Origin of the sequence: Steroidobacter gossypii (assembly GCF_016801985.1) — a bacterium.
GTDB classification, from domain to species: domain Bacteria; phylum Pseudomonadota; class Gammaproteobacteria; order Steroidobacterales; family Steroidobacteraceae; genus Steroidobacter; species Steroidobacter gossypii.
Genome location: NZ_JAEVLS010000007.1, coordinates 1 through 26,449, shown reverse-complemented (window position 1 = coordinate 26,449; position 26,449 = coordinate 1). Strand labels below are relative to the sequence as shown.

At 62.9% G+C, this 26,449-nt stretch carries 31 protein-coding genes and 1 tRNA gene; all 32 read right to left on the bottom strand.

Features of this window, described 5'->3' with window-relative positions; genetic code table 11:
• Positions 1-3: 3 nt before the first annotated feature.
• Positions 4-354, bottom strand: a complete 351-nt coding sequence (gene rplR, locus JM946_RS26155) for a 50S ribosomal protein L18 (protein ID WP_203170367.1) — start codon at positions 352-354, stop codon at positions 4-6.
• Positions 355-431: 77 nt separating this feature from the next.
• Positions 432-968, bottom strand: coding sequence for a 50S ribosomal protein L6 (rplF, locus tag JM946_RS26150; RefSeq protein WP_203170366.1), 537 nt, complete (start codon positions 966-968; stop codon positions 432-434).
• Between the two features lie 15 nt (positions 969-983).
• Positions 984-1,379 carry a 30S ribosomal protein S8 gene (gene rpsH / locus JM946_RS26145; protein WP_203170365.1) on the bottom strand — a complete coding sequence of 132 codons (396 nt, stop codon included), beginning with the start codon at positions 1,377-1,379 and terminating at the stop codon, positions 984-986.
• Positions 1,380-1,406: 27 nt separating this feature from the next.
• Entirely contained in the window at positions 1,407-1,712 is a 306-nt protein-coding gene (gene rpsN / locus JM946_RS26140) for a 30S ribosomal protein S14 (protein WP_203170364.1), read from the bottom strand.
• Between the two features lie 16 nt (positions 1,713-1,728).
• Positions 1,729-2,274 carry a 50S ribosomal protein L5 gene (gene rplE / locus JM946_RS26135; protein ID WP_203170363.1) on the bottom strand — a complete coding sequence of 182 codons (546 nt, stop codon included), beginning with the start codon at positions 2,272-2,274 and terminating at the stop codon, positions 1,729-1,731.
• Between the two features lie 35 nt (positions 2,275-2,309).
• Complete coding sequence (gene rplX, locus JM946_RS26130) at positions 2,310-2,627, bottom strand: 50S ribosomal protein L24 (protein ID WP_203170362.1); 318 nt, start codon at positions 2,625-2,627, stop codon at positions 2,310-2,312.
• A 10-nt stretch (positions 2,628-2,637) separates the two neighbouring features.
• Positions 2,638-3,006: a 50S ribosomal protein L14 gene (gene rplN / locus JM946_RS26125; RefSeq protein ID WP_129775232.1), complete on the bottom strand. Its 369-nt coding sequence runs from the start codon at positions 3,004-3,006 to the stop codon at positions 2,638-2,640.
• On the bottom strand, positions 3,003-3,299 hold the full coding sequence (gene rpsQ / locus JM946_RS26120; RefSeq protein ID WP_203170361.1) for a 30S ribosomal protein S17: 297 nt from the start codon (positions 3,297-3,299) through the stop codon (positions 3,003-3,005). The genes rplN and rpsQ overlap by 4 nt, the downstream gene beginning before the upstream one ends.
• Positions 3,300-3,301: 2 nt before the next feature.
• Entirely contained in the window at positions 3,302-3,514 is a 213-nt protein-coding gene (rpmC, locus tag JM946_RS26115) for a 50S ribosomal protein L29 (protein ID WP_203170360.1), read from the bottom strand.
• 15 nt (positions 3,515-3,529) lie between these two features.
• A complete protein-coding gene (rplP, locus tag JM946_RS26110) occupies positions 3,530-3,943 on the bottom strand; it encodes a 50S ribosomal protein L16 (protein ID WP_203170359.1) in 414 nt (137 codons plus the stop codon).
• Positions 3,944-3,954: 11 nt separating this feature from the next.
• Positions 3,955-4,656: a 30S ribosomal protein S3 gene (gene rpsC / locus JM946_RS26105; RefSeq protein WP_203170358.1), complete on the bottom strand. Its 702-nt coding sequence runs from the start codon at positions 4,654-4,656 to the stop codon at positions 3,955-3,957.
• A 5-nt stretch (positions 4,657-4,661) separates the two neighbouring features.
• On the bottom strand, positions 4,662-5,003 hold the full coding sequence (rplV, locus tag JM946_RS26100) for a 50S ribosomal protein L22 (protein ID WP_116808892.1): 342 nt from the start codon (positions 5,001-5,003) through the stop codon (positions 4,662-4,664).
• A 3-nt stretch (positions 5,004-5,006) separates the two neighbouring features.
• A complete protein-coding gene (rpsS, locus tag JM946_RS26095; protein ID WP_203170357.1) occupies positions 5,007-5,282 on the bottom strand; it encodes a 30S ribosomal protein S19 in 276 nt (91 codons plus the stop codon).
• Positions 5,283-5,300: 18 nt separating this feature from the next.
• Positions 5,301-6,125 carry a 50S ribosomal protein L2 gene (gene rplB, locus JM946_RS26090; protein WP_203170356.1) on the bottom strand — a complete coding sequence of 275 codons (825 nt, stop codon included), beginning with the start codon at positions 6,123-6,125 and terminating at the stop codon, positions 5,301-5,303.
• A gap of 30 nt (positions 6,126-6,155) precedes the next feature.
• Positions 6,156-6,455: a 50S ribosomal protein L23 gene (gene rplW, locus JM946_RS26085; protein ID WP_203170355.1), complete on the bottom strand. Its 300-nt coding sequence runs from the start codon at positions 6,453-6,455 to the stop codon at positions 6,156-6,158.
• On the bottom strand, positions 6,452-7,069 hold the full coding sequence (rplD, locus tag JM946_RS26080) for a 50S ribosomal protein L4 (protein ID WP_203170354.1): 618 nt from the start codon (positions 7,067-7,069) through the stop codon (positions 6,452-6,454). Before rplD ends, rplW begins: the two co-directional genes overlap by 4 nt.
• A 12-nt stretch (positions 7,070-7,081) precedes the next feature.
• A complete protein-coding gene (gene rplC / locus JM946_RS26075; protein WP_203170353.1) occupies positions 7,082-7,774 on the bottom strand; it encodes a 50S ribosomal protein L3 in 693 nt (230 codons plus the stop codon).
• 372 nt (positions 7,775-8,146) lie between these two features.
• Positions 8,147-8,461: a 30S ribosomal protein S10 gene (gene rpsJ / locus JM946_RS26070; protein WP_203170352.1), complete on the bottom strand. Its 315-nt coding sequence runs from the start codon at positions 8,459-8,461 to the stop codon at positions 8,147-8,149.
• A 54-nt stretch (positions 8,462-8,515) separates the two neighbouring features.
• Positions 8,516-9,706 carry an elongation factor Tu gene (gene tuf / locus JM946_RS26065; protein WP_203170351.1) on the bottom strand — a complete coding sequence of 397 codons (1,191 nt, stop codon included), beginning with the start codon at positions 9,704-9,706 and terminating at the stop codon, positions 8,516-8,518.
• 82 nt (positions 9,707-9,788) lie between these two features.
• Positions 9,789-11,879: an elongation factor G gene (gene fusA / locus JM946_RS26060; protein ID WP_203170350.1), complete on the bottom strand. Its 2,091-nt coding sequence runs from the start codon at positions 11,877-11,879 to the stop codon at positions 9,789-9,791.
• A 65-nt stretch (positions 11,880-11,944) separates the two neighbouring features.
• Positions 11,945-12,424, bottom strand: coding sequence for a 30S ribosomal protein S7 (rpsG, locus tag JM946_RS26055; protein ID WP_203170349.1), 480 nt, complete (start codon positions 12,422-12,424; stop codon positions 11,945-11,947).
• A 65-nt stretch (positions 12,425-12,489) separates the two neighbouring features.
• Positions 12,490-12,864, bottom strand: coding sequence for a 30S ribosomal protein S12 (gene rpsL, locus JM946_RS26050; RefSeq protein WP_129644597.1), 375 nt, complete (start codon positions 12,862-12,864; stop codon positions 12,490-12,492).
• Between the two features lie 222 nt (positions 12,865-13,086).
• A complete protein-coding gene (gene rpoC / locus JM946_RS26045; protein ID WP_203170348.1) occupies positions 13,087-17,292 on the bottom strand; it encodes a DNA-directed RNA polymerase subunit beta' in 4,206 nt (1,401 codons plus the stop codon).
• 50 nt (positions 17,293-17,342) lie between these two features.
• Positions 17,343-21,506: a DNA-directed RNA polymerase subunit beta gene (gene rpoB / locus JM946_RS26040; protein WP_203170347.1), complete on the bottom strand. Its 4,164-nt coding sequence runs from the start codon at positions 21,504-21,506 to the stop codon at positions 17,343-17,345.
• Between the two features lie 204 nt (positions 21,507-21,710).
• Complete coding sequence (gene rplL, locus JM946_RS26035; RefSeq protein ID WP_161816584.1) at positions 21,711-22,094, bottom strand: 50S ribosomal protein L7/L12; 384 nt, start codon at positions 22,092-22,094, stop codon at positions 21,711-21,713.
• Between the two features lie 54 nt (positions 22,095-22,148).
• Positions 22,149-22,679 (bottom strand): 50S ribosomal protein L10, encoded by a 531-nt coding sequence (rplJ, locus tag JM946_RS26030; RefSeq protein ID WP_203170346.1) that lies wholly within the window; start codon positions 22,677-22,679, stop codon positions 22,149-22,151.
• Positions 22,680-23,010: 331 nt separating this feature from the next.
• A complete protein-coding gene (gene rplA, locus JM946_RS26025) occupies positions 23,011-23,706 on the bottom strand; it encodes a 50S ribosomal protein L1 (protein WP_203170345.1) in 696 nt (231 codons plus the stop codon).
• Between the two features lies 1 nt (position 23,707).
• Positions 23,708-24,139, bottom strand: a complete 432-nt coding sequence (gene rplK, locus JM946_RS26020; protein ID WP_203170344.1) for a 50S ribosomal protein L11 — start codon at positions 24,137-24,139, stop codon at positions 23,708-23,710.
• A 120-nt stretch (positions 24,140-24,259) separates the two neighbouring features.
• The gene (gene nusG, locus JM946_RS26015) at positions 24,260-24,793 is read right to left on the bottom strand and encodes a transcription termination/antitermination protein NusG (protein WP_203170343.1); all 534 of its coding nucleotides are present in this window, start codon (positions 24,791-24,793) and stop codon (positions 24,260-24,262) included.
• A gap of 1 nt (position 24,794) precedes the next feature.
• Positions 24,795-25,172, bottom strand: a complete 378-nt coding sequence (gene secE, locus JM946_RS26010) for a preprotein translocase subunit SecE (RefSeq protein WP_203170341.1) — start codon at positions 25,170-25,172, stop codon at positions 24,795-24,797.
• Positions 25,173-25,230: 58 nt separating this feature from the next.
• A tRNA-Trp gene (locus JM946_RS26005) sits at positions 25,231-25,306 on the bottom strand.
• A gap of 63 nt (positions 25,307-25,369) precedes the next feature.
• The coding region (gene tuf, locus JM946_RS26000; protein ID WP_203170339.1) for an elongation factor Tu at positions 25,370-26,449 on the bottom strand (1,080 nt) is incomplete at its 5' end.

Here is a 26,449-nt window from a genome sequence, read left to right as displayed (position 1 = left end):
CTCTTAGAATTCCAGACCGTTTTCACGCGCCGCATCCGCCAGCGCCTTGATACGACCGTGGAACTTGAAGCCGGAACGATCGAAGGCCACCTTGGTGATGCCCTTCGCCTTGGCGCGCTCGGCGATCGCCTTGCCGACGGCGGCAGCGGCGGTCGCATTGCCAGTGCCTGTCAAGCCTTCGCGCACGTCCTTCTGCAGGGTCGAAGCCTGCGCCAGCACCTTCGACTCGGTGTCGAAGATCTGCGCGTAGATGTGCTGTGACGTGCGATGCACCGACAACCGCAGAACCTTCAGTTCGCGGATCTTGGCGCGCGCACGAATCGCACGGCGCAGTCGTTGAGCATTTTTGTTCATGAATAAATATCTCTAAAAAAGTAACCGATGCACTCTGGTGTCCACACGACGGGCGCGGGATCCAGCAGCGCCGATGTTTACTTCTTCTTGGCTTCCTTCAGTTCGATCTTCTCGCCGGCATAGCGCACGCCCTTGCCCTTGTACGGCTCCGGCGGACGGAACGCGCGGATGTCGGCGCACACCTGGCCGATCTTCTGCACGTCGAAGCCCTTCACCAGGATTTCGGTCTGGCTCGGCGTTTCGATGGTGATGCCCTCGGGCGCCGTGTAGACCACCGGGTGCGAGAAGCCCAGCGTCAGGTTCAGGTTCTTGCCCTGCGCGGCGGCGCGGTAACCGACGCCGACCAGTTCGAGCTTGCGCTCGTAGCCCTTGCTCACGCCCTGCACGATGTTCGCCAGGTGCGAGCGCGTGGTGCCCGCGACCATGTCGGCCTCGCGACCGTCGTTGGCCTTCTCCACCTTGAGGGCGGCGGCGTCCTGCACCACTTTCACCAGCTTGGCGTTGAGCGCCAGGCTCAGCGTGCCCTTGGCGCCCTTGATGCTGATGACATCGGCGCTGATGGTGGCGGTCACGCCCTGCGGCAGGGGGACCGGCTGTTTAGCTACTCGAGACATTGCTGTGTGTCCCTATTAGGAAACGATGCAGATGACTTCGCCGCCGTGGCCCGCAGCGCGCGCCTGGCGATCCGTCATCACGCCCTTGGACGTGGAAACGATGGCGATGCCGAGCCCGCCCAGTACGGAAGGCAGCTCGTCCTTGCCCTTGTAGACGCGCAGGCCGGGACGGCTGATGCGCTCCAGGCGGTCGATGACCGGTCGGCCCTGGTAGTACTTCAACTGCACCGCCAGGGTCGGCTTGCCTTCCACGTCGCCCGCGGAAAAGTCTTCGATATAGCCTTCGTCCTTCAGCACCTTGGCAATCGCCACCTTCACCTTGGAAGTGGGCGCGTTGATTTCGGTTTTGCCAGAAGACTGCCCGTTACGAATACGGGTCAGGAAGTCGGCGATCGGATCCGTCATGCTCATTTATGCGTGCTCCAGAGGTACCAGCTGTTACCAGCTGGCCTTGCCGAGGCCCGGAATCTCGCCGCGCATGGTCGCTTCGCGCAGCTTGGTGCGGCCGAGACCGAACTTGCGGTAGAAACCGCGCGGCCGACCGGTGATTGCGCAGCGATTACGCAGGCGGCTCTTGCTCGAGTCGCGCGGCAGAGCCTGCAACTGAGCCACAGCAGCTTCGCGTTCCGCCGGCGTGGACGTGGGCTTGCGAATGATCTCTTTCAGCTTCGCGCGCTTTCCCGCGTAGCGCTTGACCAGCTTCGCACGCTTGTCTTCGCGATTGACCATCGATGTCTTGGCCATAACCTAGCTCCCGCCGTTACTTGCGGAACGGAAAATTGAACGCTTCCAGCAACGCGCGGCCGGACTTGTCGTCCTTGGCGGTCGTGGTGATCGTGATGTCCATGCCGCGGATCGCATCGATCTGGTCGTATGCGATTTCCGGGAAGATGATCTGTTCCTTGACGCCGAAGTTGTAGTTGCCCTGGCCGTCGAAGGAGCGCGCGCTGACACCGCGGAAGTCGCGGATACGAGGCATCGCGATGCTCACCAGACGATCGAGGAACTCATACATGCGCGCGCCGCGCAGCGTCACCTTGGCGCCGATCGCGAGACCGTCGCGCACCTTGAAGGTCGCGACCGACTTGCGAGCGCGCGTGACCAGCGGCTTCTGCCCGGTGATCTTGGTCAGATCGCCGACGGCGTTGTCCATGATCTTCTTGTCCGCGACCGCTTCGCCGACACCCATGTTGACCGTGATCTTGGTGATCTTCGGCACTTCCATGATGTTCGCCAGCCCCAAGCTCTCTTTGAGCTGGCCCACGATCGTGTCGCGGTAATACTGTTCGAGTCTTGCCTTTGCCATCTTCGTTACCTGTGTGGACCCGCTCCGACGCCGCTTCAGCGGACGTCGACGGTTTCCTTGTTGGACTTGAAGAAGCGCACTTTCTTGCCGTCGGCAAGCGTGCGGATGCCCACGCGGTCGGCCTTCTTCGTGACCGGATTCCACAGCGCCACGTTGGACACATCGATCGAGGCTTCTTTCTCGATGATGCCGCCCTGAGCGCCCCGCTGCGGGTTCGGCTTGGTGTGGCGCTTGACCATGTTGATGCCCTCGACGAGCACGCGGCCCTCGAGAACCTTGGTCACCGTGCCACGCCGGCCCTTGTCCCGGCCGGTGATCACGACGACTTCGTCACCCTTACGAATCTTGTTCATGACCCAACTCTTAAAGAACTTCCGGGGCCAGCGAGATGATCTTCATGAACTGCGCGGTGCGCAGCTCACGAGTCACGGGTCCGAAAATACGGGTGCCCACCGGCTCCAGCTTGTTGGTCAGCAACACCGCGGCGTTGCCGTCGAAACGGATCAGCGAGCCGTCGGCGCGACGCACACCGAACTTGGTGCGCACCACCACGGCGTCATAGACCTCGCCCTTCTTCACCTTGCCGCGCGGGATGGCGTCACGGATGCTGACCTTGATGACGTCGCCAACCGTCGCGTAACGACGCTTGGAGCCACCGAGCACCTTGATGCACATCAGGCTGCGGGCGCCGCTGTTGTCAGCGGCATTCAAAAGCGTGCGCATCTGGATCATGACGCGGCCTCCACCGGCTCGACTCGCACGGCGCGCTGAACGATCTTCACCAGGCGCCAGGACTTGTGACGCGACAGCGGCCGGCACTCTTCGATGGCCACGGTGTCGCCTTCACGGCTTTCGTTGTTCTCGTCATGAGCGAGGAACTGAGTCGTGCGACGCTGATACTTGCCGTACACAGGGTGCGGCACGTAGCGCTCGACGGCGACCGTGATGGTCTTCTGCATCTTGTTGCTGACGACCTTGCCGGTCAGCTGACGCGCAGCCTTCTTGTCAGTCTTCTCGGTGCTCATGGTTACTTACTCTGGTTCGCGGCCGCGCGGCGCTGTTCGGCGGCCACGGTCTTCAGACGCGCGATTTCACGACGCACGCGAGTGAACTCGTGCGGCTTGGCGGCCTGGCCGGTGGCGCGGGCCATGCGGAGGTTGAACTGTTCACGGCGCAGATCCAGCAGCTCTTTCTGCAGATCGGCGGGCGACTTGGCGCGCAATTCTTTAGCGGTGCTCATGTCTCGTTACTCGAATTAGCGGACCTGACGCGTAACGAACTGCGTATCGACCGACAGCTTGGAAGCAGCCAGGCGGAACGCTTCGCGCGCGATCGACTCGGACACGCCCTCCATCTCGAACAGCACCTTGCCGGGCTTGATCTTGGCGACGTAGTACTCGACGTTACCTTTGCCGGAGCCCATGCGGACTTCGAGCGGCTTCTTGGTGATCGGCAGGTCCGGGAACACACGGATCCACACCTGACCGCCACGCTTCACGTAACGGGTCATGGCGCGACGTGCGGCTTCCAGCTCACGCGCGGTCATGCGCGCACGGCTGGTGGCCTTGAGGCCGTAGTCACCGAAGGCGACGTAGTTGCCGCTCTGCGCGAGGCCGGCGTTGCGGCCCTTGAACGCCTTGCGGAACTTGGTGCGTTTGGGTTGCATCATGGTCGATTACCTCAGGCAGTCGCTTCCGCGGGGGCAGCGGCCTGACCGTCAGCCGCTTCGGCCGGCTGTTCCTGCGTGTTGAACACTTCGCCCTTGAAGATCCACACCTTGACGCCGATGACGCCGTAGTTGGTGCGGGCTTCTGCCAGGCCGTAGTCGATGTCGGCGCGCAGCGTGTGCAGCGGAATGCGGCCTTCGCGATACTGCTCGGTGCGAGCGATTTCGGCGCCGTTCAAACGACCGGCCACGCGCACCTTGATGCCGAGCGCGCCGATACGCATCGTGTTGGTCACGGCGCGCTTCATGGCGCGACGGAACATCACGCGACGCTCCAGCTGCTGGGCAATGCCTTCGGCAACCAGCATGGCGTCGAGCTCGGGCTTACGGATCTCGGCGATGTTGATGCGCACGTCGCCGGTCGGCATCTTCATCATCTTCGAGACCTGACCGCGCAGCTTCTCGATGTCTTCGCCCTTCTTGCCGATCACGATGCCGGGACGCGCGGTGTGAATGGTGATGTTCACTTTGCGCGCGGCGCGCTCGATCTGAATGCGGCTGACCGACGCTTCGGACAGCTTCTTCTTCAGCAGTTCCCGCACCTGGAAGTCGGTGTAGACGTGCGCCGGGAAGTTCTTGCTCGAGGCATACCACTTCGAGGTCCACTCACGGGTGATGCCGAGGCGAATGCCGACCGGATTGACTTTTTGACCCATGGTACTTACTCGCTCTTGCCGTCGCCGACGGTCACGATGATGTGACTGTTGCGCTTCCAAATCCGATTGCCGCGGCCCTTGGCGCGCGCATGGAAACGCTTCAGCACCGGGGCGGTATCGACAGTGACGGTCTGCACCTTCAACTCATCTACGTCCGCGCTCAGGTTGTTCTCCGCGTTGGCAACAGCGGACTCCAGCACCTTGAGCACCAGGCGCGCGCCCTTCTTCGGCGTGAACTTCAGCGTGTTCAACGCCAGACCCACGGGCTTGCCGCGCACCATGTCGGCAATCAGGCGGCACTTCTGCGGAGAGATGCGCGCGTACTTGAGCTTCGCAGCGACTTGCATGACCTATTTCTCCGTCTTCTTGTCGCCCGAGTGACCCTTGAAGGTCCGGGTCGGCGCGAACTCACCCAGCTTGTGGCCGACCATGTTCTCGGACACGAGCACGGGAATGTGCTGGCGGCCGTTATGCACGGCGATCGTCAGGCCGACAAAATCCGGCAGGATCATCGAACGACGCGACCAGGTCTTGATCGGGCGACGATCGTTCTTCTCGGCGGCGACGCGCACCTTCTTGGCCAGGTGCAGGTCGACGAACGGACCTTTCTTTACGGAACGAGGCACAGTTCGATCCTCTTAAGCTCAGTTACGGCGGCGGATGATCATGCCCGCCGTGCGCTTGTTACGACGCGTCTTCTTGCCCTTGGTGTTCCAACCCCACGGGCTCACCGGATGCGGATTACCCTGGCCGGACTTACCTTCGCCACCACCGTGCGGGTGATCGACCGGGTTCATGACCACACCGCGCACCGTCGGGCGGATGCCGCGCCAACGGATCGCGCCGGCCTTGCCGTAGCTGCGCAGGTTGTGTTCGCCGTTAGAAACTTCACCGATGGTCGCGCGGCAGTCGACGTGCACCTTGCGCATCTCGGTGGAGCGCAGGCGAATGGTCGCGTACATGCCTTCGCGAGCGGCCAGCTGGGCCGAGCCGCCGGCGCTGCGAGCGATCTGCGCGCCCTTGCCGGGCTTCAGCTCGACGCAGTGAATGGTGGTGCCGATCGGGATGTGACGCAGCTGCATCGCATTGCCCGCTTTGATCGGGGCTTCCGCGCCCGACATGATCACGTCGCCAGCGGCGACGTCCTTCGGCGCGATGATGTAGCGACGCTCGCCATCCTTGTACAGCACGAGCGCCAGGTGCGCGGTGCGGTTCGGATCGTATTCGATGCGCTCGACTTTGCCCTGGACGCCGTCTTTGTTGCGCAGGAAGTCGATGACGCGGTACTTCTGCTTGTGACCGCCGCCCTGATGGCGCACGGTCTGGCGGCCGAAGTGGTTACGCGCACCGGTCGAATTCTTGTGCACGACCAGCGACTGCTCGGGACCGCCCTTGTGCAGGTGGTCGCGCGAGATCTTGACCTGGAAGCGCCGGCCCGGCGATGTCGGTTTGGACTTGATCAATGCCATGACTGATTTCCTGTAGACCTCGAGGGCCTATCAGGCCTCCGTTCCGGTCAGGTCGATGCTCTGGCCCGGGGCCAGGCGCACATAAGCCTTCTTGTAGTCCTGCCGGCGGCCGAGCCGCTGGCCGAAGCGCTTCTGCTTGCCGCCGACGTTGACTACGTTCACATCCGCCACTTTGACTTCGAACATCAGTTCGACCGCGGCCTTGATGTCGGTGCTGGTCGCATCGCGACGCACGCGGAACACGAATTGATTCGCCGTCTCGGCGATACGCGCGCTCTTCTCGGACACATGGGGTCCGAGCAGCACGTTCATCAGCTTTTCCTGACTCATGCGAGCCTCTCTTCGAGCAGGCGAACGGCGCCAACCGTCGCGAGCACTTGGTCATGACGAGCGAGGCTCAGCGGATCGAGCGCGCTCACCGGCAACACGTCGACATACGGCAGGTTGCGCGAAGCCAGCTCCAACTTCTCGTCGAAGGCTTCGACCAGCACCAGCACGTTGTCGCCCAGGTTCAGATCCTTGAGCTTCTGCAACAGCAGCTTGGTCTTGGGGGCTTCCAGCTCGATGCCGTTGACCACCTGCAGGCGCTCGGTGCGGGCGAGCTGCGACAACATGGCCTGCAGCGCCGCGCGATACATCTTGCGGTTCACTTTCTGGGAGAAGTCGCGCGGCTTGGCCGCGAACGCACGACCGCCTCCGACCCAGATCGGGCTGCGGATCGAGCCGGCGCGCGCCTGGCCGGTGCCCTTCTGACGCCACGGCTTGATGCCGCCGCCGCGTACTTCGGCCTTGGTCTTCTGGGCTTTGGTGCCCGCGCGACCCGCGGCCATGTAGGCGACGATGATCTGGTGCACCAGGGATTCGTTGTACTCGCGCGCGAACGTCGCGTCGGAGACCTGAACGTCCTGCGGCTGAGCGCCTTTGCTGATGAGTTTGAGGTTCATGGGCGACTACTCTTACTTCTTCGCCGGGGCAACGCGCTTACGGCGCAGCTGCGCGGCAGCCTTCACCGAGGGACGCACGATCACCTGGCTGCCCGGTGCGCCCGGAACGGCGCCGCGGATCAGGATCAGGTTGCGCTCGGCGTCGACTCGCACGACGCTCAAGTTCTCGATGGTGCGGCGGACCTGGCCCATGTGGCCGGACATGCGCTTGCCCTTGAACACGCGGCCCGGGGTCTGGCGCTGACCGATGGAGCCCGGCGAACGATGCGACACGGACACACCGTGCGTGGCCGGCAGACCGCCGAAATTGTGGCGCTTCATGGTGCCGGCGAAGCCCTTACCGATGGTGGTGCCGGTCACGTCCACGACCTGGCCCACTTCGAACATGTCGACCTTGAGCTCGGCGCCAGCGGCGACGTCTTTGAGCTCTTCACCGTTCAAGCGGAACTCGACCAGCGACTTGCCGGGAGCGACCTTGACCTTGGCGTAGTGGCCGGTCAGGGGCTTGTTGGTGTGAGAAGCCTTGCGATCGCCTACGGCGACCTGCACGGCGCGGTAGCCATCGGCTTCCAGGGTGCGAACCTGCGTAACGCGGTTCGGCACGGCTTCGATGACGGTCACCGGCACGGTCTCGCCCGCGTCAGTGAAGACACGCGTCATACCCGCCTTACGACCGACCAGACCGGGGGTCTTGGCAGCGCTCATCGTGATTCCTCGTTAATTACGGCGTTGCCGTCCGAGCCAGCTCGTAGCTGTTCCGGTACGACACCGCGCTGATCCAACGCCCGCGACTTCGATTGGCCGCGTGCGGCAAACTTTTCAATGCAGTGAGAATCGGCGACAGGAATTCGAGAGGAACGACCAGCATCGGCTGGTCATGCCGCTCGAGCGGTACCCCGTCAGGGCCAGACCTCGGCGCAAAAGAGGCGCGAATTATAGTCAGGTAATCGGACTTTGCAAGCGCAATGACAGGAGTTGGCGGCTGAGAAGTTCGGGGTTGGTTCGGAAGGAGAAGCTTCCGGCCTCTGTACCAACCCCTGATCCCTGTCAGCCAACTACTGCCTATCGACCAACGACTCAGTTGAGCTTGATCTGAACGTCCACGCCAGCCGGCAATTCCAGCTTCATCAGGGCATCCACCGTCTTGTCGGTCGGGTTCAGGATGTCCATCAGGCGCTTGTGAGTGCGGATCTCGTACTGATCGCGCGCGTCCTTGTCGCCGTGCGGGGAGACCAGCACCGTGAAGCGCTCCATCTTGGTCGGCAGCGGCACCGGGCCCTTGACGGTGGCGCCGGTGCGCTTGGCCGTCTCGACGATTTCACGCGCCGAATTGTCGATCAGGCGGTGATCGAACGCTTTCAGGCGGATGCGGATGTTTTGATTCGTAGCCATTTGCTTTCTCGCAGCGGCGGGCGGGGTATGGCCCGCCGCCGCGTGTTTCAATGATTACTTGAGGATCTTGGCGACCACGCCGGCGCCGACCGTCTTGCCACCTTCACGGATGGCGAAGCGCAGGCCTTCTTCCATCGCGATCGGCGCGATCAGCTCCACCACCATCTTGATGTTGTCGCCCGGCATGACCATTTCCACGCCCGCCGGCAGCTCCACCGCGCCCGTCACGTCGGTCGTGCGGAAGTAGAACTGCGGACGATAACCCTTGAAGAACGGCGTGTGACGGCCGCCCTCTTCCTTCGTCAGCACGTACACCTCGGCTTCGAACTGCGTGTGCGGCTTGATCGAACCGGGCTTGCACAGCACCTGGCCGCGCTCCACTTCCTCGCGCTTCGTGCCACGCAACAGCACGCCCACGTTGTCACCAGCCTGGCCCTGATCCAGCAGCTTGCGGAACATTTCCACGCCCGTGCAGGTGGTCTTCTGCGTCGCCTTGATGCCGACGATCTCCACTTCGTCGTTCACCTTCACGATGCCGCGCTCGATACGACCGGTCACCACCGTGCCGCGGCCGGAGATCGAGAACACGTCTTCCACCGGCATCAGGAACGCTCCATCGATCGCACGCTCCGGCACCGGGATGTACTTGTCCATCTCCGCCACCAGCTGGATCACCGCCGGCACGCCGATCGGGCTCTGATCGCCTTCCAGCGCCTTCAGCGCCGAACCCTTCACGATCGGGGTCGTGTCGCCAGGGAAGTCGTACTTGCTCAGCAGCTCGCGCACTTCCATCTCCACCAGCTCGAGCAGCTCCGCATCGTCCACCATGTCCGCCTTGTTCAGGAACACCACGATGTACGGCACGCCCACCTGGCGAGCCAGCAGGATGTGCTCGCGCGTCTGCGGCATCGGGCCGTCAGCGGCCGAGCACACCAGAATCGCACCGTCCATCTGCGCCGCGCCCGTGATCATGTTCTTCACGTAGTCGGCATGGCCCGGGCAGTCCACGTGCGCGTAGTGACGCTCATCGGAGGTGTACTCCACGTGCGCCGTCGCAATCGTGATACCACGGGCGCGCTCTTCAGGCGCCTTGTCGATCTGGTCGTACGCCTTGAACTCGCCGCCGTGCTTCTCCGCCATCACCTTGGTCAGAGCGGCCGTCAACGTCGTCTTGCCATGGTCGACGTGACCGATGGTGCCCACGTTCACGTGCGGTTTGGTGCGTTCGAACTTCTCTTTGGCCACGGCGGCGTTCCTCTATCTAAACTTTGGTTGCTAACAAATATCTGCGATTGTCTGTTTAGCTCGCGACCCGCGAGCCGAATCGTCAGGTCTTCTTCGTAATGACGTTGGCGACGTTGGTCGGCACTTCCATGTACTTGGCGAACTCCATCGTGTACGTGGCGCGTCCCTGGCTCATCGAGCGCATGGAGGTCGAGTACTGGAACATCTCGGCCAGCGGCACTTCGGCGGTCACGACCTTGCCGGAGATGGAGTCTTCCATGCCGACGATCTGACCGCGACGGCGGTTCAGGTCGCCGACGATGTCGCCGTAATAATCTTCCGGCGTCACCACTTCCACTTTCATGATGGGCTCGAGGATCACCGGCTTGGCGTTGGACATCGCGTCCTTGAACGCCATGGAGCCTGCGATCTTGAAGGCCATTTCGTTGGAGTCGACGTCGTGATACGAGCCGTCGAACAACGTGACTTTCACGTCCACCACCGGGTATCCGGCCAGCACGCCGTTGGCGGTGGCTTCGCGGATGCCCTTGTCCACCGCCGGGATGTATTCCTTGGGAATCGCACCACCGACGATGCCATTGACGAATTCGTAGCCCTTGCCGGGTTCGTTCGGCTCGAGCTTGATCCACACGTGACCGTACTGACCGCGGCCACCGGACTGACGCACGAACTTGCCTTCCTGCTGGACCGCGGCGCGAATGGTTTCGCGGTACGCGACCATCGGCTTGCCGACGTTCGCTTCCACCTTGAACTCGCGCTTCATGCGATCGACGATGATTTCCAGGTGCAGCTCGCCCATGCCGGCGATGATGGTCTGACCGGATTCCGGATCGCTCGACAGCCGGAACGAAGGATCTTCCTTCGCCAGGCGCTGCAGCGCCAGGCCCATCTTCTCCTGGTCGGCCTGCGTCTTGGGCTCCACCGCCACCGAAATCACCGGCTCGGGGAAGTCCATCTTTTCCAGCTGAATGGCGTGCTCCGGGTCGCACAGCGTGTCGCCCGTGATCACGTCTTTCAGGCCCACCGCCGCGGCGATGTCGCCGGCGCGGACTTCTTTGATCTCGTTGCGCTCGTTGGCGTGCATCTGAAGCAAGCGGCCGATGCGCTCCTTCTTGCCCTTGCCCGGATTGCTGACGGTGTCGCCGGAGTTGAGCACGCCGGAGTACACGCGGAAGAACGTCAGGTTGCCGACGAACGGATCGTTCAGGATCTTGAAGGCGAGCGCCGAGAACTTCTCGTCGTCGCTGGCCTTGCGGGTGGCTTCTTTGCCATCGGACAGCAGCCCTTTCACCGGCGGCATTTCCACCGGCGAGGGCATGAACTCGATGATGGCATCGAGCATGGCCTGCACGCCCTTGTTCTTGAACGCCGAGCCGCACATGCACACCACGATCTCGTTGCGGATCGAGCGCTCGCGCAGGCCCTGCTTGATCTCGGCTTCGCTGAGCGTGCCTTCTTCCAGATATTTGTTGAGCAGCGTCTCGTTGGCCTCGGCCGCCGCCTCGACCATCTTGGCGCGCCACTCCTCGCACTGCTCCTGCATGTCCGCAGGAATCTCGCGGTGCTCGAAGCGCGTGCCCTGGGTGGAGTCGTCCCACCAGATTTCCTTCATGCGGATCAGATCGACCACGCCGACGAATTTGTCTTCGGCGCCGATCGGCAGCTGAATCGGCACGGGGTTGCCGCGCAGGCGCTGCTGGATCTGTTCGACACAACGCAGGAAGTTGGCGCCGGCGCGGTCCATCTTGTTGACGAACGCGATGCGCGGCACTTTGTATTTGTTCATCTGCCGCCAGACGGTTTCGGACTGCGGCTGCACGCCGGCCACCGCGCAGAACACGGCGACGGCGCTGTCGAGCACGCGCAGGCTGCGCTCGACTTCGATGGTGAAGTCGACGTGGCCCGGGGTGTCGATGATGTTGATGCGATGCTCGGGGAAGTTGTTCTCCATCCCCTTCCAGAAACAGGTGGTGGCGGCGGCGGTGATGGTGATGCCGCGCTCCTGCTCCTGTTCCATGTAGTCCATGACGGCCGCGCCGTCGTGCACTTCACCGATTTTGTGAGAGACGCCCGTGTAAAAAAGAATGCGCTCGGTCGTCGTCGTCTTGCCCGCGTCAATGTGGGCAGAGATGCCGATGTTCCGATAGCGTTCTATGGGCGTGGTGCGTGCCATGGGGTCTCTTGAGGTTTGCGAAAGATGAGCCGCGGGGTGCGACGTTCATCGATCGCACTCCACTCTTACCAGCGGTAGTGAGCGAACGCTTTGTTCGCTTCCGCCATACGGTGCGTGTCTTCACGCTTGCGCACGGCCGAGCCGCGGTTCTCAGAAGCATCCAGCAGCTCGGCGGCGAGGCGTTGCGCCATCGACTTTTCGCTGCGCGAGGAGGCGGCTTCGATCAGCCAGCGCATGGCCAATGTCTGGCGGCGAGCCGAGCGAACTTCAACGGGCACCTGGTAGGTAGCGCCACCGACGCGGCGGCTCTTCACCTCGACGGTCGGCTTGACGTTGTCCAGCGCCTGCGTCAGCAGCTCGATCGACTGCTCGCTGGCCTTGCCGGTCTTCTCGCTGATGCGATCGACGGCGCCATACACGATCTTTTCCGCGACCGACTTCTTGCCACGCTCCATGACCATGTTGACGAACTTGGCCAGCAGCAGGCTGTTGAAGCGCGGGTCGGGAAGAATCGTGCGGGTCGGGGCCGAGGCTCTGCGAGACATGGGGTACTACCTTCGATGTTCTGTTGAGCGCGCGTTCAGCGCGCGCAATGATGGAGTGGCGCCGGTTATTTCTTCGGGCGCTTCGCGCCGTACTTCGAACGGCCCTGACGGCGGTCGTTCACGCCCGCGCAGTCGAGGGTGCCGCGCACCGTGTGATAGCGCACGCCCGGGAGGTCTTTCACACGACCGCCGCGGATCAGCACCACCGAGTGTTCCTGCAGGTTATGGCCTTCGCCACCGATGTAGCTGATGACTTCGAAGCCGTTGGTCAGGCGCACCTTGGCCACTTTGCGCAGCGCCGAGTTCGGCTTTTTCGGCGTCGTCGTGTAGACGCGCGTGCAGACTCCGCGCTTCTGCGGGCAGGCAGCGAGCGCCGGCACCTTCGTCTTGTAATTCGGCGAAGTACGCGGCTTGCGAACGAGCTGACTGATACTGGCCATAACCTAATGATTCCTAAAGAGAACACGAAGCCGCCCAGCTTTCGCTAAAGGCGGCCTAAGTAAATTCGGGTGACTGGCGGGCGAAGAATCGAAGTACGCCGGCCTAATCAAAGGCGCGGGATTGTAGGAATGTGACCCTGCAGTGTCAACGGCTTAGACCGCTGCAACACGGCTCCGGAGCGGGTTTTTGGCCGCTCCGGAGCCCCAGCCGTTCAAATATCGTCAATCTGCCGACGCGGCCTCGTCGGACACCGACTCCTCGGTATCCACTCCGCCGCCACCCATGTCCATGAAGCCACGACCGGTGCCGCTGTCGCGACGACGACGACGCGAGTGATAGAACGAGCCCGTACCCGCCGGGATGAGCCGGCCGACGATGACGTTCTCCTTCAAGCCACGCAGATCGTCCTTCAGACCGCGCACGGCCGCTTCGGTCAGCACGCGGGTGGTCTCCTGGAAGGAGGCCGCGGAGATGAACGATTCGGTCGCCAGCGACGCCTTGGTGATACCCAGCAACACCGGTTCGATGCGTGCCGGGATCTTGCCCTGCTCTTCCGTGCGCTCGTTCACGTCGGTGACGCGCGAACGGTCCAGCTGCTCGCCGCGCAGCAGGGCCGTGTCGCCGGTGTGGGCGATTTCGACCTTGCGCAGCATCTGGCGGATGATCACTTCAATGTGCTTGTCGTTGATCTTCACGCCCTGCAGTCGGTACACGTCCTGGATTTCGCGGACCAGGTAGTTGGCCAGCGACTCCACACCCTGCAGGCGCAGGATGTCGTGCGGATTCGGCTCGCCGTCGGCGATCACTTCGCCGCGCTCCACCTGTTCACCTTCGAACACGTTCAGGTGACGCCACTTCGGAATCAGCTCCTCGTGCTTCTCGCCCTGCTCGTCGGTGATGATCAGGCGGCGCTTGCCCTTGGTCTCCTTACCGAAGCTCACCGTGCCTGAGTACTCGGCGAGGATCGCTGAGTCCTTCGGCTTGCGGGCTTCGAACAGGTCCGCGACGCGCGGCAGACCGCCGGTGATGTCGCGGGTCTTCGACGACTCTTGCGGGATACGCGCGATAACGTCGCCGACCGACACCTTGGCACCGTCCTCCAAGCTCACGATGGCGCCCGCGGGCAGCGCGTACACGGCCGGGATATCGGTGTTCGCGAACGTGACTTCCTTGCCCTTCGCATTCACCAGGCGGACCACCGGACGGAGGTCCTTGCCACCGGAGCTGCGCTGCTTCGGATCCATCACCACCGTGCTGGACAGGCCGGTCACTTCGTCGACCTGGCTCTGCACGGTCACGCCGTCGATGAAGTCCTGGAACTTGATGAAGCCCGCCACTTCGGTCACGACCGGGTGGGTGTGCGGGTCCCAGGTGGCGACGATCTGACCGGGTTCGATCGGATCGCCGTCCTTCACCGTGATCACGGCGCCGTACGGAATCTTGTAACGCTCACGCTCGCGACCGAACTCGTCCACCACGCCGAACTCGCCGGAGCGCGAGGTCGCGACCCAGTGGCCCTTCTCGTGGTGCACGGTCTTGAGGTTATGCAGGCGCGCGGTGCCCTTGCCCTTCGCTTCCACGGAGTTCGCGGCAGCGGCTCGAGACGCCGCGCCACCGATGTGGAACGTACGCATCGTCAGCTGCGTGCCAGGCTCACCGATGGACTGCGCGGCGATGACGCCGACGGCCTCACCCATGTTGATGCGATGACCACGGGCGAGGTCGCGGCCATAGCACTGCGCGCACACGCCGTAGCGGGTTTCGCAGGCGATGGGCGAACGCACCTTCACCTGGTCCACGCCTTCGGACTCGAGCACCTTGACCAGCCTTTCGTCGATCAGCGTGCCGGCTTCGATCACGACGCCGTCGCCGCTCGGCTTGAGCACGTCGACCGCGGCCACACGACCGAGCACGCGCTCGCCGAGACCTTCCACCACATCGCCGCCTTCGACGATGGGAGCCATGGTCAGGCCGTTGGAGGTGCCGCAGTCTTCTTCCGTGACCACCAGGTCCTGCGCCACGTCGACCAGACGACGAGTCAGGTAACCGGAGTTCGCGGTCTTCAATGCGGTATCGGCCAGACCCTTACGAGCGCCGTGCGTCGAGATGAAGTACTGCATGGCGTTCAGGCCTTCACGGAAGTTCGCCGTGATAGGCGTCTCGATGATGGAGCCGTCGGGCTTGGCCATCAGGCCGCGCATGCCGGCGAGCTGACGAATCTGGGCCGCGCTACCGCGGGCGCCCGAATCGGCCATCATGTAGATCGAGTTGAACGACTTCTGCGTGACCGTCTGGCCCTTGGCGTTCACGACGTCCTCGACGCCGAGCTTGTCCATCATGGCCTTGGCCACCTGGTCGTTGGTGCGCGACCAGATATCGACCACCTTGTTGTAGCGCTCGCCGTTGGTGACCAGACCCGAAGCGTACTGCTCCTGGATCTCCTTCACTTCACGCTCGGCGCCGCTCAGGATGCGGCCCTTCTGTTGCGGCACCACCATGTCGTCGACGCCGATGGAGACACCGGCGCGCGTCGCATACGCGAAGCCCGTGTACATCAGCTGGTCGGCGAACACCACGGCTTCCTTCAAGCCGACGCTGCGATAGCAGAGATTGATGACGCCCGAGATGGCCTTCTTGGTCATATCGCGATTCACGACGTCGAACGACATGCCCTTCGGCAGGATCTCCGAGAGCAGCGCACGGCCGACCGTCGTCTCGATCACGCGAGTCGACGGACGGTACTCGCCGTTGTCGCTCTTCAGGTACTCGGTGATGCGGACCTTCACCTTGGCCTGCAGGTCGGCGACGCGGCTTTCATAGGCGCGATGCACTTCCTGCACGTCGGCGAACAGCATGCCCTCGCCCTTCGCATTCACGCGCTCGCGGGTCATGTAGTACAGACCCAGCACCACGTCCTGCGACGGCACGATGATGGGATCGCCGTTGGCGGGCGAGAGGATGTTGTTGGACGACATCATCAGCGCGCGGGCTTCCAGCTGCGCTTCCAGCGACAGCGGCACGTGCACCGCCATCTGGTCGCCGTCGAAGTCGGCGTTGAACGCCGTGCACACCAGCGGATGCAGCTGGATGGCCTTGCCTTCGATCAGCACCGGCTCGAACGCCTGAATGCCCAGACGGTGCAGGGTCGGCGCGCGGTTCAGCAGCACGGGATGTTCGCGAATCACTTCTTCGAGAATGTCCCACACCTCCGGACCTTCACGCTCCACCATGCGCTTGGCAGCCTTGATGGTCGAAGCTTCGCCGCGCAGCTGCAGCTTGGAGAAGATGAAGGGCTTGAACAGCTCCAGCGCCATCTTCTTCGGCAGACCGCACTGATGCAGGCGCAGGGTCGGACCCACCACGATCACCGAGCGACCGGAGTAGTCGACGCGCTTGCCGAGCAGGTTCTGACGGAAGCGGCCCTGCTTGCCCTTGATCATGTCGGCCAGCGACTTCAGCGGACGCTTGTTGGTGCCGGTGATGGCGCGACCGCGACGGCCGTTGTCGAGCAGCGCATCCACCGCTTCCTGCAACATGCGCTTTTCGTTGCGCACGATGATGTCCGGCGCGTTCAACTCGAGCAGTCGGCGCAGGCGGTTGTTACGGTTGATGACGCGGCGATACAGATCGTTCAGATCGGAGGTCGCGAAGCGGCCGCCGTCCAGCGGCACCAGCGGACGCAGGTCCGGCGGCAGCACCGGCAGCACGGTCATGACCATCCACTCCGGCTTGTTGCCGGACTCGATGAACGACTCGAGCAGCTTCAGGCGCTTGGTGAGGCGCTTGATCTTGGTTTCGGAGTTGGTGCCGAGGATCTCTTCGCGAACCTTGAGCACTTCCTGCTGCAGGTCCAGCGACTTCAACAGCTCGTACACGGCTTCGGCGCCCATGCGGGCGTCGAACTCGTCGCCATGCTGCTCGATGGCTTCCAGATACATTTCGTCGGTCAGCAGCTGGCCGCGCTGCAGCTGGGTCATGCCCGGCTCGATCACCACGAACGCCTCGAAATACAGCACGCGCTCGATTTCACGCAGTGTCATGTCGAGCATCAGACCGATGCGCGACGGCAGCGACTTCAGGAACCAGATGTGCGCGGTGGGGCTCGCGAGCTCGATGTGGCCCATGCGCTCACGACGCACCTTGGACTGGGTCACTTCGACGCCGCACTTCTCACAAACCACGCCGCGATGTTTCAGGCGCTTGTACTTGCCGCACAAGCACTCGTAATCCTTCACCGGTCCGAAGATCTTGGCGCAGAACAGACCGTCACGCTCCGGCTTGAAGGTGCGGTAGTTGATGGTCTCCGGCTTCTTGACCTCACCGAACGACCACGAACGGATCATTTCGGGCGACGCCAGGCCGATCCGGATCGAGTCGAAATTCTCGACCGGAGTGTGCTGCTTGAAGAGCTTTAGCAAATCTTTCATGTCATCACCTGTTTGAGAGGGCAGAAGAGAATTCGCAACCGCCTGCGCGGTTACTTATCGCTCTCCTGCTCCAGCTCCATGTTGATGCCCAGCGAACGGATTTCTTTGACCAGCACGTTGAAGGACTCGGGCATGCCGGCCTTCATCTCGTGGTTGCCGTCGACGATGGCCTTGTACATCTGCGTGCGGCCGTTCACGTCGTCGGACTTGACCGTGAGCATTTCCTGCAGCGTGTACGAAGCGCCGTAGGCTTCCAGCGCCCAGACTTCCATTTCGCCGAATCGTTGCCCGCCGAACTGCGCCTTGCCGCCGAGCGGCTGCTGCGTGACCAGCGAGTACGGACCGGTCGAGCGGGCGTGCATCTTGTCGTCGACCAGGTGGTTGAGCTTCAGCATGTACATGTAGCCCACCGTCACCGGCCGCTCGAAGCGCTCGCCAGTGCGACCGTCGAACAGGATCGTCTGGCCGCTGGTCGGCAGATCCGCCAGCTCCAGCATGCGCTTGATTTCCTCTTCGGAGGCGCCGTCGAACACCGGCGTCGCCATCGGCACGCCATGGCGCAGGTTGCTGGCCAACGTGAGGATCTCCTCGTCGGTCAGCGAAGCGATGTCCGCTTTCTGGCCGCCCGACTTGTTGTAGACCTCATCGAGGAAGCCGCGAATCTGCGCGGCGCGATCGGCGGCCATGCCATCGAGCATGCGACCGATCTTGTGGCCCAGGCCCTTGGCGGCCCAGCCCAGGTGCGTCTCCAGGATCTGACCGATATTCATACGCGACGGCACGCCCAGCGGATTGAGCACGATGTCGACCGGCGTACCGTTCTCGTCGAACGGCATGTCTTCCACCGGGATGATGGTGGACACGACACCCTTGTTGCCGTGGCGGCCGGCCATCTTGTCGCCGGGCTGCACGCGGCGCTTCACCGCCAGGTACACCTTGACCATCTTGAGCACGCCCGGAGCGAGATCGTCGCCCGCGGTGATCTTGGCCCGCTTCTCGTCGAAGCGCTTCTCGAACTCCTTGCGCTGCGCCTTCAAGCGCTCGGCGGCGCGTTCGACGGCGGCGTTCTCTTCATCGTCCTGCAGACGAATTTCCAGCCACTGCTCACGCGGCATGCTGGAGAGATAGCTCTCGTCGATGACGGTGCCGGCCTTGAGCTTCTGCGGACCGGCGGAAGCCGGCTTGCCGAGCAGCACGGCCTGGATACGCTGGAACAAGTCGTCCTCGAGGATGCGGCGCTGGTCTTCCAGGTCCTTGCGGACCTTCTCCAGCTCCGACTTCTCGATCGACAACGCACGGCTGTCCTTCTCGACGCCGTCGCGCGTGAACACGCGCACGTCGATCACGGTGCCGTCCATGCCCGGAGGCACGCGCAGCGAGGTGTCCTTAACGTCGGACGCCTTCTCACCGAAGATGGCGCGCAGCAGTTTCTCTTCCGGCGTCAGCTGGGTCTCGCCCTTCGGCGTGACCTTGCCCACCAGAATGTCGCCGGCCTTCACTTCGGCGCCGATGAACGCGATGCCCGCTTCGTCCAGCTTGGCGAGCGCGATGTCACCGACGTTGGGAATGTCGGCGGTGATTTCTTCGGGACCGAGCTTGGTGTCGCGCGCGACGCAGGTCAGCTCTTCGATATGGATGGTGGTGAAGCGATCGTCATGGACGACGCGCTCCGAGATAAGGATGGAGTCTTCGAAGTTGTAGCCGTTCCAGGGCATGAACGCGACCAGCAGGTTCTGGCCCAGCGCCAGCTCGCCCAGGTTGGTGGACGGGCCGTCGGCCAGCACGTCGCCACGCGCGATCACGTCACCCGCCTTCACCAGCGGACGCTGGTTGATACAGGTGTTCTGGTTGGAGCGCGTGTACTTGGTCATCGAATAGATATCGACGCCCGCTTCCGACGCCGACGTTTCAGCATCATGCACGCGCACGACGATACGCGACGCGTCGACGGAGTCGATCACGCCACCACGACGCGCCACCACGGTCACGCCCGAGTCGATCGCCACGGCACGTTCCATGCCGGTGCCGACCAGCGGCGTCTCGGCGCGCAGCGTCGGCACAGCCTGACGTTGCATGTTCGAGCCCATCAACGCGCGGTTCGCGTCGTCGTGCTCGAGGAACGGAATCAGCGAGGCGGCCACCGACACGATCTGCTTCGGCGACACGTCCATGTACTGAATCTTGTCCGGCGAGGACAGCATGAATTCGTTCAAGTGACGGCACGACACCAGCTCGTCGACGAACTCGCTCTTGTCGCTCAGGGTCGCGTTGGCCTGCGCGATCACGTACTGGCTTTCCTCGATGGCCGACAGATAGTCGATCTCGTCGGTCACCTTGCCGTCGACCACCTTGCGATACGGCGTCTCGAGGAAGCCGTAGTCGTTGGTGCGCGCGTACACGGACAGCGAGTTGATCAGACCGATGTTCGGACCTTCCGGCGTTTCGATCGGGCACACGCGGCCGTAGTGCGTCGGATGCACGTCACGCACTTCGAAGCCGGCGCGCTCGCGCGTCAGGCCGCCTGGGCCGAGCGCGGACACGCGACGCTTATGCGTCACTTCCGACAGCGGATTGTTCTGATCCATGAACTGCGACAGCTGCGAGGAGCCGAAGAATTCCTTCACCGCCGCCGCAACCGGCTTGGCGTTGATCATTTCCTGCGGCATCAGGCCTTCGGACTCGGCGAGCGTCAGACGCTCCTTCACGGCGCGCTCGACGCGCACCAGGCCGATGCGGAAGGCGTTCTCCGCCATTTCGCCGACCGAGCGCACGCGACGGTTGCCCAGGTGATCGATGTCGTCGACCTGGCCGTTGCCGTTGCGGATGTCGCACAGCTCCTTGATGACCGCGATGATGTCCGAGGTCTCGCCGTGCTTCTCGTACAGTTCCTTGGAGAACTCGTCGGTGCGCTTGGAGAAGTGCGCCGAGTCATACAGGATGCCCGGGCCGACGATCTCCTCGCGATGCACGCGACGGTTGAACTTCATGCGGCCGACCGCCGACAGGTCGTAGCGCTCGGCATTGAAGAACAGGTTCTGGAACAGGTTCTCGGCCGCGTCCTTGGTGGGCGGCTCGCCGGGACGCATCATGCGATAGATTTCCACTAGCGCTTCCAGGCGCGTGCGGGTCGGATCGATGCGCAGCGTGTCCGAGATGTACGGGCCGCGATCCAGGTCGTTCACGTACAGAGCGCGCACCTCGGTGATGCCCGCCTCGATCAGCTTGTCGATGACCGTGACCGTGAGGATTTCGTTGGCCTTGGCCAGGATCTCGCCGGTCTCGGTGTTGAACACGTCGTGCGCGAGGATCTTGCCGACCAGGTATTCCTTCGGCACTTCCAGGCGGGAGATGTTTTTCTGTTCCATCTGGCGCACGTGGCGCGCGGTGATGCGGCGGCCTTCCTCGACGATGACTTCATCGCCGACCTTGATGGTGAACGACGCAGTCTCGCCGCGCAGGCGCGCCGGGATCAGATCGAATTCGATCTTGTCCTTGGCCAGGAAGTAGGTGTTCTTGTCGAAGAACATGTCCAGCATCTGCTCTTCGGTGTAGCCGAGAGCGCGCAGGATGATGGTGACCGGCAGCTTGCGGCGACGGTCGATACGCGCGAACACGCAGTCCTTCGGGTCGAACTCGAAATCGAGCCACGAGCCGCGATAAGGAATGATGCGCGCGGAGAACAGCAGCTTGCCCGAGCTGTGGGTCTTGCCGCGGTCGTGATCGAAGAACACGCCCGGCGAACGGTGCAGCTGGGACACGATGACGCGCTCGGTGCCGTTCACGACGAACGTACCGTTGTCGGTCATCAGAGGCATTTCGCCCAAGTAGACTTCCTGCTCGCGGATGTCTTTGACGGTTTTCTTGGTCGGGGTGGACGTTTCTTTGTCATAGACGACCAGGCGGACCTTCACGCGCAGCGGCGCCGCGTAGGTCAGGCCACGCATCTGGCACTCCTTCACGTCGAACACCGGATCGCCGAGGCGATAGCTCACGTATTCGAGAATGGCGTTGCCGGAGTAGCTGGTGATGGGAAACACGCTCTTGAAAGCGGCGTGCAGGCCAGCGTCCGCCCGAGCCATTTCGGGCGCATCGGCTTGTAGGAACTTGCGGTACGAGTCGAGCTGAATCGCCAGCAGGTACGGCACCTCGAGGATGCTCTCCCGCTTGCCGAAGTCCTTACGGATACGCTTTTTCTCGGTGAACGAATAGGCCATCTGGGTCACCCTTGCCGAATCTGATAGAGAGTTCAGGGCTTCGAAACTGCAATCGAAACGCCGGCTGACTCTAGTAGGGGGGCCAACCGATGTTGGGACGCCGCTACAAAAGACAATAGGAGAGCGCGGCCGGCGGAGCCTGTTCCGCAGCCGCGCTTCCCATGTACCGGTAAAAGTACGCTCAACAAAACTCCGCGAACGAGATTACTTGATCTCCGCAGCGGCGCCGGCCTCTTCCAGCTTCTTCTTGATCGACTCCGCCTCGGCCTTCGGCACGCCGTCCTTGACCTGCGAGGGCACGCCTTCGACCAGGTCCTTGGCTTCCTTCAAGCCCAGACCGGTGATCTCGCGGATGACCTTGATGACGCCGACCTTGTTGGCGCCGAAGCTGGTCATGGTCACGGTGAACTCGGTCTTCTCTTCGGCGGCCGGAGCAGCGGCGCCGCCAGCGGCGGGAGCCGCGGCAACGGCGACGGCGGCAGCGGCGCTCACGCCCCACTTCTCTTCCAGCGCCTTGACCAGGTCGACCACTTCCAACACCTTCAGTTGGGACAGCGCGTCGATCAGTTCTTCTTTCGAAATAGCCATGTGAAAAACTCCAAAAGTTAGATGATGTAACCGAAATCGAGTCGGGCGAGCCGCTTAGGCAGTCGCGCCGAGCTTGTCTTTCTGCGCAGCCAACACCCGCACCAATTGAGCGTGCGGTTCGTTGACGGTGCGCACCAGCTGACTCATCGGGGCCTGCAGCATGCCCAACAGGGATGCGCGAGCCGCCTCGAGCGTCGGCAGGCTGGCGACACGGTCCAGGTCCTTCGCGGTCAACAACGAGCCACCGAGCGACACCACGGTCGGCACGAGCTTGTCGTTGGCCTTGGAGAAGTCCTTGACCAGTCGGGCAGCCGCACCCGGGTCTTCTTTCGAGAAAGCGAGAACCAGCGGGCCTTTCAGGCTCTTGCCGACCACCTCGAACTGGGTGCCGGCGATCGCCTTGCGGGCCAACGTGTTCTTCACCACTCGCAGGTAGACACCGGATGTACGGGCCTTGGAGCGCAGTTCAGTCATCTGCGACACGGTCAGCCCGCGGTATTCCGCGGCCACCACGGACTGCGCAGTTGCAGCCACTCCGGCGACCTCGGCTACCAGCGCCTTCTTGTCATCGAGTCTGAGCGCCATAATTCCTCCTGGCGTGAAGAGCGTTGATACGAACGGACGCGCTTCCTTTCGCATCCACCCTGGCCGCCTTTTCGACTCGACGGAAGGTCGAGAAGAAGTGCGGCCTGACGGCGCCCTTCAGCGGAAGATTCACGACTCATGGTCGTAAGCCACCGATTCGGGTAACACCATCTGCGCAGGCATGATTAAGGACTCACATCCACCTGCGGTCTTCGATGTGGCCTGTCTCGCGACAGGCTTCATCAATCGAGGCGGGCACTCGCCGTGAAGCGGGTGCTCGCCGCAAAACCTGTTTCTCATCCCCCCGCCGGGGCGGGGGGATGAATGCTCGTCAGATCGACAGCGACGAAGCTTCGACCGGCACGCCCGGGCCCATCGTCGAAGACACCGAGATCTTCTTCAGATAGATGCCCTTGGCCGCCGCCGGCTTGGCCTTCTGCAGGTCCTGCAGCAGCGCGCTCAGATTCTCCTTGAGCTTGGCCGCGTCGAAATCCGCCTTGCCGATGGTGCAGTGGACGACGCCGGCCTTGTCGGAGCGATAGCGCACCTGACCGGCCTTGGCGTTCTTCACCGCTTCGGCGACGTTCGGGGTCACGGTGCCGACCTTCGGGTTCGGCATCAGGCCGCGAGGACCGAGGATCTGACCGAGCTGACCGACCACGCGCATCGCGTCGGGGCTGGCCACTACCACGTCGAAATTCAACTCGCCGGCCTTCACCTTCTCGGCCAGGTCTTCGAGGCCGACGATGTCGGCGCCGGCGGCGCGGGCCGCGTCCTGGTTCTTGCCCGAGGTGAACACGGCAACGCGCACCGTCTTGCCGATACCGTGCGGCATGACAGTCGAGCCACGCACCTGCTGATCGGACTTGGACGCATCGATGCCGAGGTTCACGGCCACGTCCACCGACTCGGCGAACTTCGCCTTGGCGAATTCCTTCACCAGGCCGATGGCGTCATCGATCGGATAAGTCTTGCCGGGCTGAATCTTGTTGGCCCAGGCCTTCACTCTTTTGGCTACGAACGGCATGTCACACGCCCTCCACGTCAACGCCCATGCTGCGCGCTGTGCCCGCAACCGTGCGGACAGCGGCCTGCAGATCCGCGGCCGTCAAATCCGGCTGCTTGACCTTGGCGATGTCTTCGAGCTGCTTGAGGCTGATCTTGCCGACCTTGTTGGTGTTGGGCGCACCGCTGCCCTTCTCGATGCCGATGGCCTTGCGGATCAGCACCGACGCCGGCGGCGTCTTGAGAATGAAGGTGAAGCTGCGATCGCTGTAAACAGTGATCACCACCGGGGTCGGCAGACCCTTCTCCAGGCTCTGCGTCTGCGCGTTGAACGCTTTGCAGAATTCCATGATGTTGACGCCCTGCTGACCGAGGGCCGGACCGACCGGCGGGCTCGGATTCGCCTGGCCTGCAGGAATCTGCAGTTTGATATAGCCAGTGACTTTCTTGGCCATGATGCTCTCCGGGTGCAAACGCTGCGGGTCACGCAGCTCCCCATCGTTGATGGCCGGCCCGCGAGGACCGGACGTTTGCCGGTGGTGCTCACCGGCGGTTTAACAACAGCTCGAGCGGGCTTAAGCCTTTTCGACCTGACTGAAATCCAATTCCACGGGCGTCGAGCGGCCGAGGATCTGCACCGCCACCTGCAGGCGGTTCTTTTCGTAGTTGACCGACTCGACCACGCCGTTGAAGTCGTTGAACGGACCGTCGATGACGCGCACCACTTCGCCGGGCTCGAACAGCACTTTCGGCTTGGGCTTGTCGACGCCCTCTTCCACGCGACGCAGGATGCTCATGGCTTCCTTGTCGGTGATCGGCGCCGGCTTTTCCGGTGTGCCGCCGATGAAGCCGAGCACCTTGGGCACTTCCTTCACCAGGTGCCAGGTCGACTCGTCCATCTCCATCTGCACCAGCACGTAGCCGGGGAAGAACTTACGGTCGCTCTTGCGCTTCTGACCGTCGCGCATCTCGACCACTTCCTCGGTGGGCACCAGGATCTCGCCGAACTTGTCCTGCAGGCCCTGCATCTTGATGCGGTCCTTCAAACCTTCGGCCACCCGGTGCTCGAAGTTCGAATAGGCGTGCACGACGTACCAACGCAAAGCCATGTCAACCTCCGCGCCCGGTCAACCATTTAGTCAGGAAGGCGAGCAGCGAATCCACTCCCCAGAAAAACAGACCGAGCGCGATGATCATGACGAACACGACCAGGGTCACCTGCTGGGTTTCCTTGCCGGTCGGCCACACCACCTTGCGCAACTCGATGCGCGAGCTCTGCACGAACTGCCAGAACGTCTTGCCCTGATAGGACTGCAGACCGACCAGTGCGCCGAGCACCAGCGCCGCCAGCACGATGATCCAGCGCAGCCAGATGGGCAGCTCGACCAGCAGATAAAAGCCCGCGACGCCGGCCGCCAGAATGACGACGCCGGCAGCGAGCTTCAGCGCATCCAGCGCCGTGGCGTTTTCCTGTACTTGGTCGGTCATTGCTTGCTGCGTGTGTGTTGGCCCGATTTGCATCGGGCCACTCTGTAATGAGCATGTCTGGCAGGCCAGGAGGGAATCGAACCCCCAACCTGCGGTTTTGGAGACCGCCGCTCTGCCAATTGAGCTACTGGCCTAAGAACTTTTCGAATGGGGGCGGAAGGTATGGCGGCCTCCGCCCCGATCAATCTGGAAACGAGTTACTTCAGGATCTTGGCGACCACGCCGGCGCCGACCGTCTTGCCACCTTCACGGATGGCGAAGCGCAGGCCTTCTTCCATCGCGATCGGCGCGATCAGCTCCACCACCATCTTGATGTTGTCGCCCGGCATGACCATTTCCACGCCCGCCGGCAGCTCCACCGCGCCCGTCACGTCGGTCGTGCGGAAGTAGAACTGCGGACGATAACCCTTGAAGAACGGCGTGTGACGGCCGCCCTCTTCCTTCGTCAGCACGTACACCTCGGCTTCGAACTGCGTGTGCGGCTTGATCGAACCGGGCTTGCACAGCACCTGGCCGCGCTCCACTTCCTCGCGCTTCGTGCCACGCAACAGCACGCCCACGTTGTCACCAGCCTGGCCCTGATCCAGCAGCTTGCGGAACATTTCCACGCCCGTGCAGGTGGTCTTCTGCGTCGCCTTGATGCCGACGATCTCCACTTCGTCGTTCACCTTCACGATGCCGCGCTCGATACGACCGGTCACCACCGTGCCGCGGCCGGAGATCGAGAACACGTCTTCCACCGGCATCAGGAACGCTCCATCGATCGCACGCTCCGGCACCGGGATGTACTTGTCCATCTCCGCCACCAGCTGGATCACCGCCGGCACGCCGATCGGGCTCTGATCGCCTTCCAGCGCCTTCAGCGCCGAACCCTTCACGATCGGGGTCGTGTCGCCAGGGAAGTCGTACTTGCTCAGCAGCTCGCGCACTTCCATCTCCACCAGCTCGAGCAGCTCCGCATCGTCCACCATGTCCGCCTTGTTCAGGAACACCACGATGTACGGCACGCCCACCTGGCGAGCCAGCAGGATGTGCTCGCGCGTCTGCGGCATCGGGCCGTCAGCGGCCGAGCACACCAGAATCGCACCGTCCATCTGCGCCGCGCCCGTGATCATGTTCTTCACGTAGTCGGCATGGCCCGGGCAGTCCACGTGCGCGTAGTGACGCTCATCGGAGGTGTACTCCACGTGCGCCGTCGCAATCGTGATACCACGGGCGCGCTCTTCAGGCGCCTTGTCGATCTGGTCGTACGCCTTGAACTCGCCGCCGTGCTTCTC

What these genes read in the sequence shown, in the direction of transcription:
- rplR (WP_203170367.1), bottom strand. Translation starts at nt 354, where the DNA reads ATGAACAAAAATGCTCAACGACTGCGCCGTGCGATTCGTGCGCGCGCC.
- rpoB (WP_203170347.1), bottom strand. Translation starts at nt 21,506, where the DNA reads ATGGCCTATTCGTTCACCGAGAAAAAGCGTATCCGTAAGGACTTCGGC.
- secE (WP_203170341.1), bottom strand. Translation starts at nt 25,172, where the DNA reads ATGACCGACCAAGTACAGGAAAACGCCACGGCGCTGGATGCGCTGAAG.
- rpsN (WP_203170364.1), bottom strand. Translation starts at nt 1,712, where the DNA reads ATGGCCAAGACATCGATGGTCAATCGCGAAGACAAGCGTGCGAAGCTG.
- rplV (WP_116808892.1), bottom strand. Translation starts at nt 5,003, where the DNA reads ATGCAAGTCGCTGCGAAGCTCAAGTACGCGCGCATCTCTCCGCAGAAG.
- rplE (WP_203170363.1), bottom strand. Translation starts at nt 2,274, where the DNA reads ATGGCAAAGGCAAGACTCGAACAGTATTACCGCGACACGATCGTGGGC.
- rpoC (WP_203170348.1), bottom strand. Translation starts at nt 17,292, where the DNA reads ATGAAAGATTTGCTAAAGCTCTTCAAGCAGCACACTCCGGTCGAGAAT.
- rplJ (WP_203170346.1), bottom strand. Translation starts at nt 22,679, where the DNA reads ATGGCGCTCAGACTCGATGACAAGAAGGCGCTGGTAGCCGAGGTCGCC.
- rplP (WP_203170359.1), bottom strand. Translation starts at nt 3,943, where the DNA reads ATGATGCAACCCAAACGCACCAAGTTCCGCAAGGCGTTCAAGGGCCGC.
- rplB (WP_203170356.1), bottom strand. Translation starts at nt 6,125, where the DNA reads ATGGCATTGATCAAGTCCAAACCGACATCGCCGGGCCGGCGCTTCCAG.
- nusG (WP_203170343.1), bottom strand. Translation starts at nt 24,793, where the DNA reads ATGGCTTTGCGTTGGTACGTCGTGCACGCCTATTCGAACTTCGAGCAC.
- rplN (WP_129775232.1), bottom strand. Translation starts at nt 3,006, where the DNA reads ATGATCCAGATGCGCACGCTTTTGAATGCCGCTGACAACAGCGGCGCC.
- fusA (WP_203170350.1), bottom strand. Translation starts at nt 11,879, where the DNA reads ATGGCACGCACCACGCCCATAGAACGCTATCGGAACATCGGCATCTCT.
- rplW (WP_203170355.1), bottom strand. Translation starts at nt 6,455, where the DNA reads ATGAGTCAGGAAAAGCTGATGAACGTGCTGCTCGGACCCCATGTGTCC.
- rpsQ (WP_203170361.1), bottom strand. Translation starts at nt 3,299, where the DNA reads ATGAGCACCGAGAAGACTGACAAGAAGGCTGCGCGTCAGCTGACCGGC.
- rplA (WP_203170345.1), bottom strand. Translation starts at nt 23,706, where the DNA reads ATGCCGTTCGTAGCCAAAAGAGTGAAGGCCTGGGCCAACAAGATTCAG.
- rpsG (WP_203170349.1), bottom strand. Translation starts at nt 12,424, where the DNA reads ATGTCTCGCAGAGCCTCGGCCCCGACCCGCACGATTCTTCCCGACCCG.
- rplK (WP_203170344.1), bottom strand. Translation starts at nt 24,139, where the DNA reads ATGGCCAAGAAAGTCACTGGCTATATCAAACTGCAGATTCCTGCAGGC.
- rplF (WP_203170366.1), bottom strand. Translation starts at nt 968, where the DNA reads ATGTCTCGAGTAGCTAAACAGCCGGTCCCCCTGCCGCAGGGCGTGACC.
- rpmC (WP_203170360.1), bottom strand. Translation starts at nt 3,514, where the DNA reads ATGAGCACCGCTAAAGAATTGCGCGCCAAGTCGCCCGCCGATCTGCAG.
- rplC (WP_203170353.1), bottom strand. Translation starts at nt 7,774, where the DNA reads ATGAGCGCTGCCAAGACCCCCGGTCTGGTCGGTCGTAAGGCGGGTATG.
- rpsL (WP_129644597.1), bottom strand. Translation starts at nt 12,864, where the DNA reads ATGGCCAGTATCAGTCAGCTCGTTCGCAAGCCGCGTACTTCGCCGAAT.
- rpsJ (WP_203170352.1), bottom strand. Translation starts at nt 8,461, where the DNA reads ATGGCTACGAATCAAAACATCCGCATCCGCCTGAAAGCGTTCGATCAC.
- rplD (WP_203170354.1), bottom strand. Translation starts at nt 7,069, where the DNA reads ATGAACCTCAAACTCATCAGCAAAGGCGCTCAGCCGCAGGACGTTCAG.
- rpsH (WP_203170365.1), bottom strand. Translation starts at nt 1,379, where the DNA reads ATGAGCATGACGGATCCGATCGCCGACTTCCTGACCCGTATTCGTAAC.
- rplL (WP_161816584.1), bottom strand. Translation starts at nt 22,094, where the DNA reads ATGGCTATTTCGAAAGAAGAACTGATCGACGCGCTGTCCCAACTGAAG.
- rplX (WP_203170362.1), bottom strand. Translation starts at nt 2,627, where the DNA reads ATGAACAAGATTCGTAAGGGTGACGAAGTCGTCGTGATCACCGGCCGG.
- rpsC (WP_203170358.1), bottom strand. Translation starts at nt 4,656, where the DNA reads ATGGGTCAAAAAGTCAATCCGGTCGGCATTCGCCTCGGCATCACCCGT.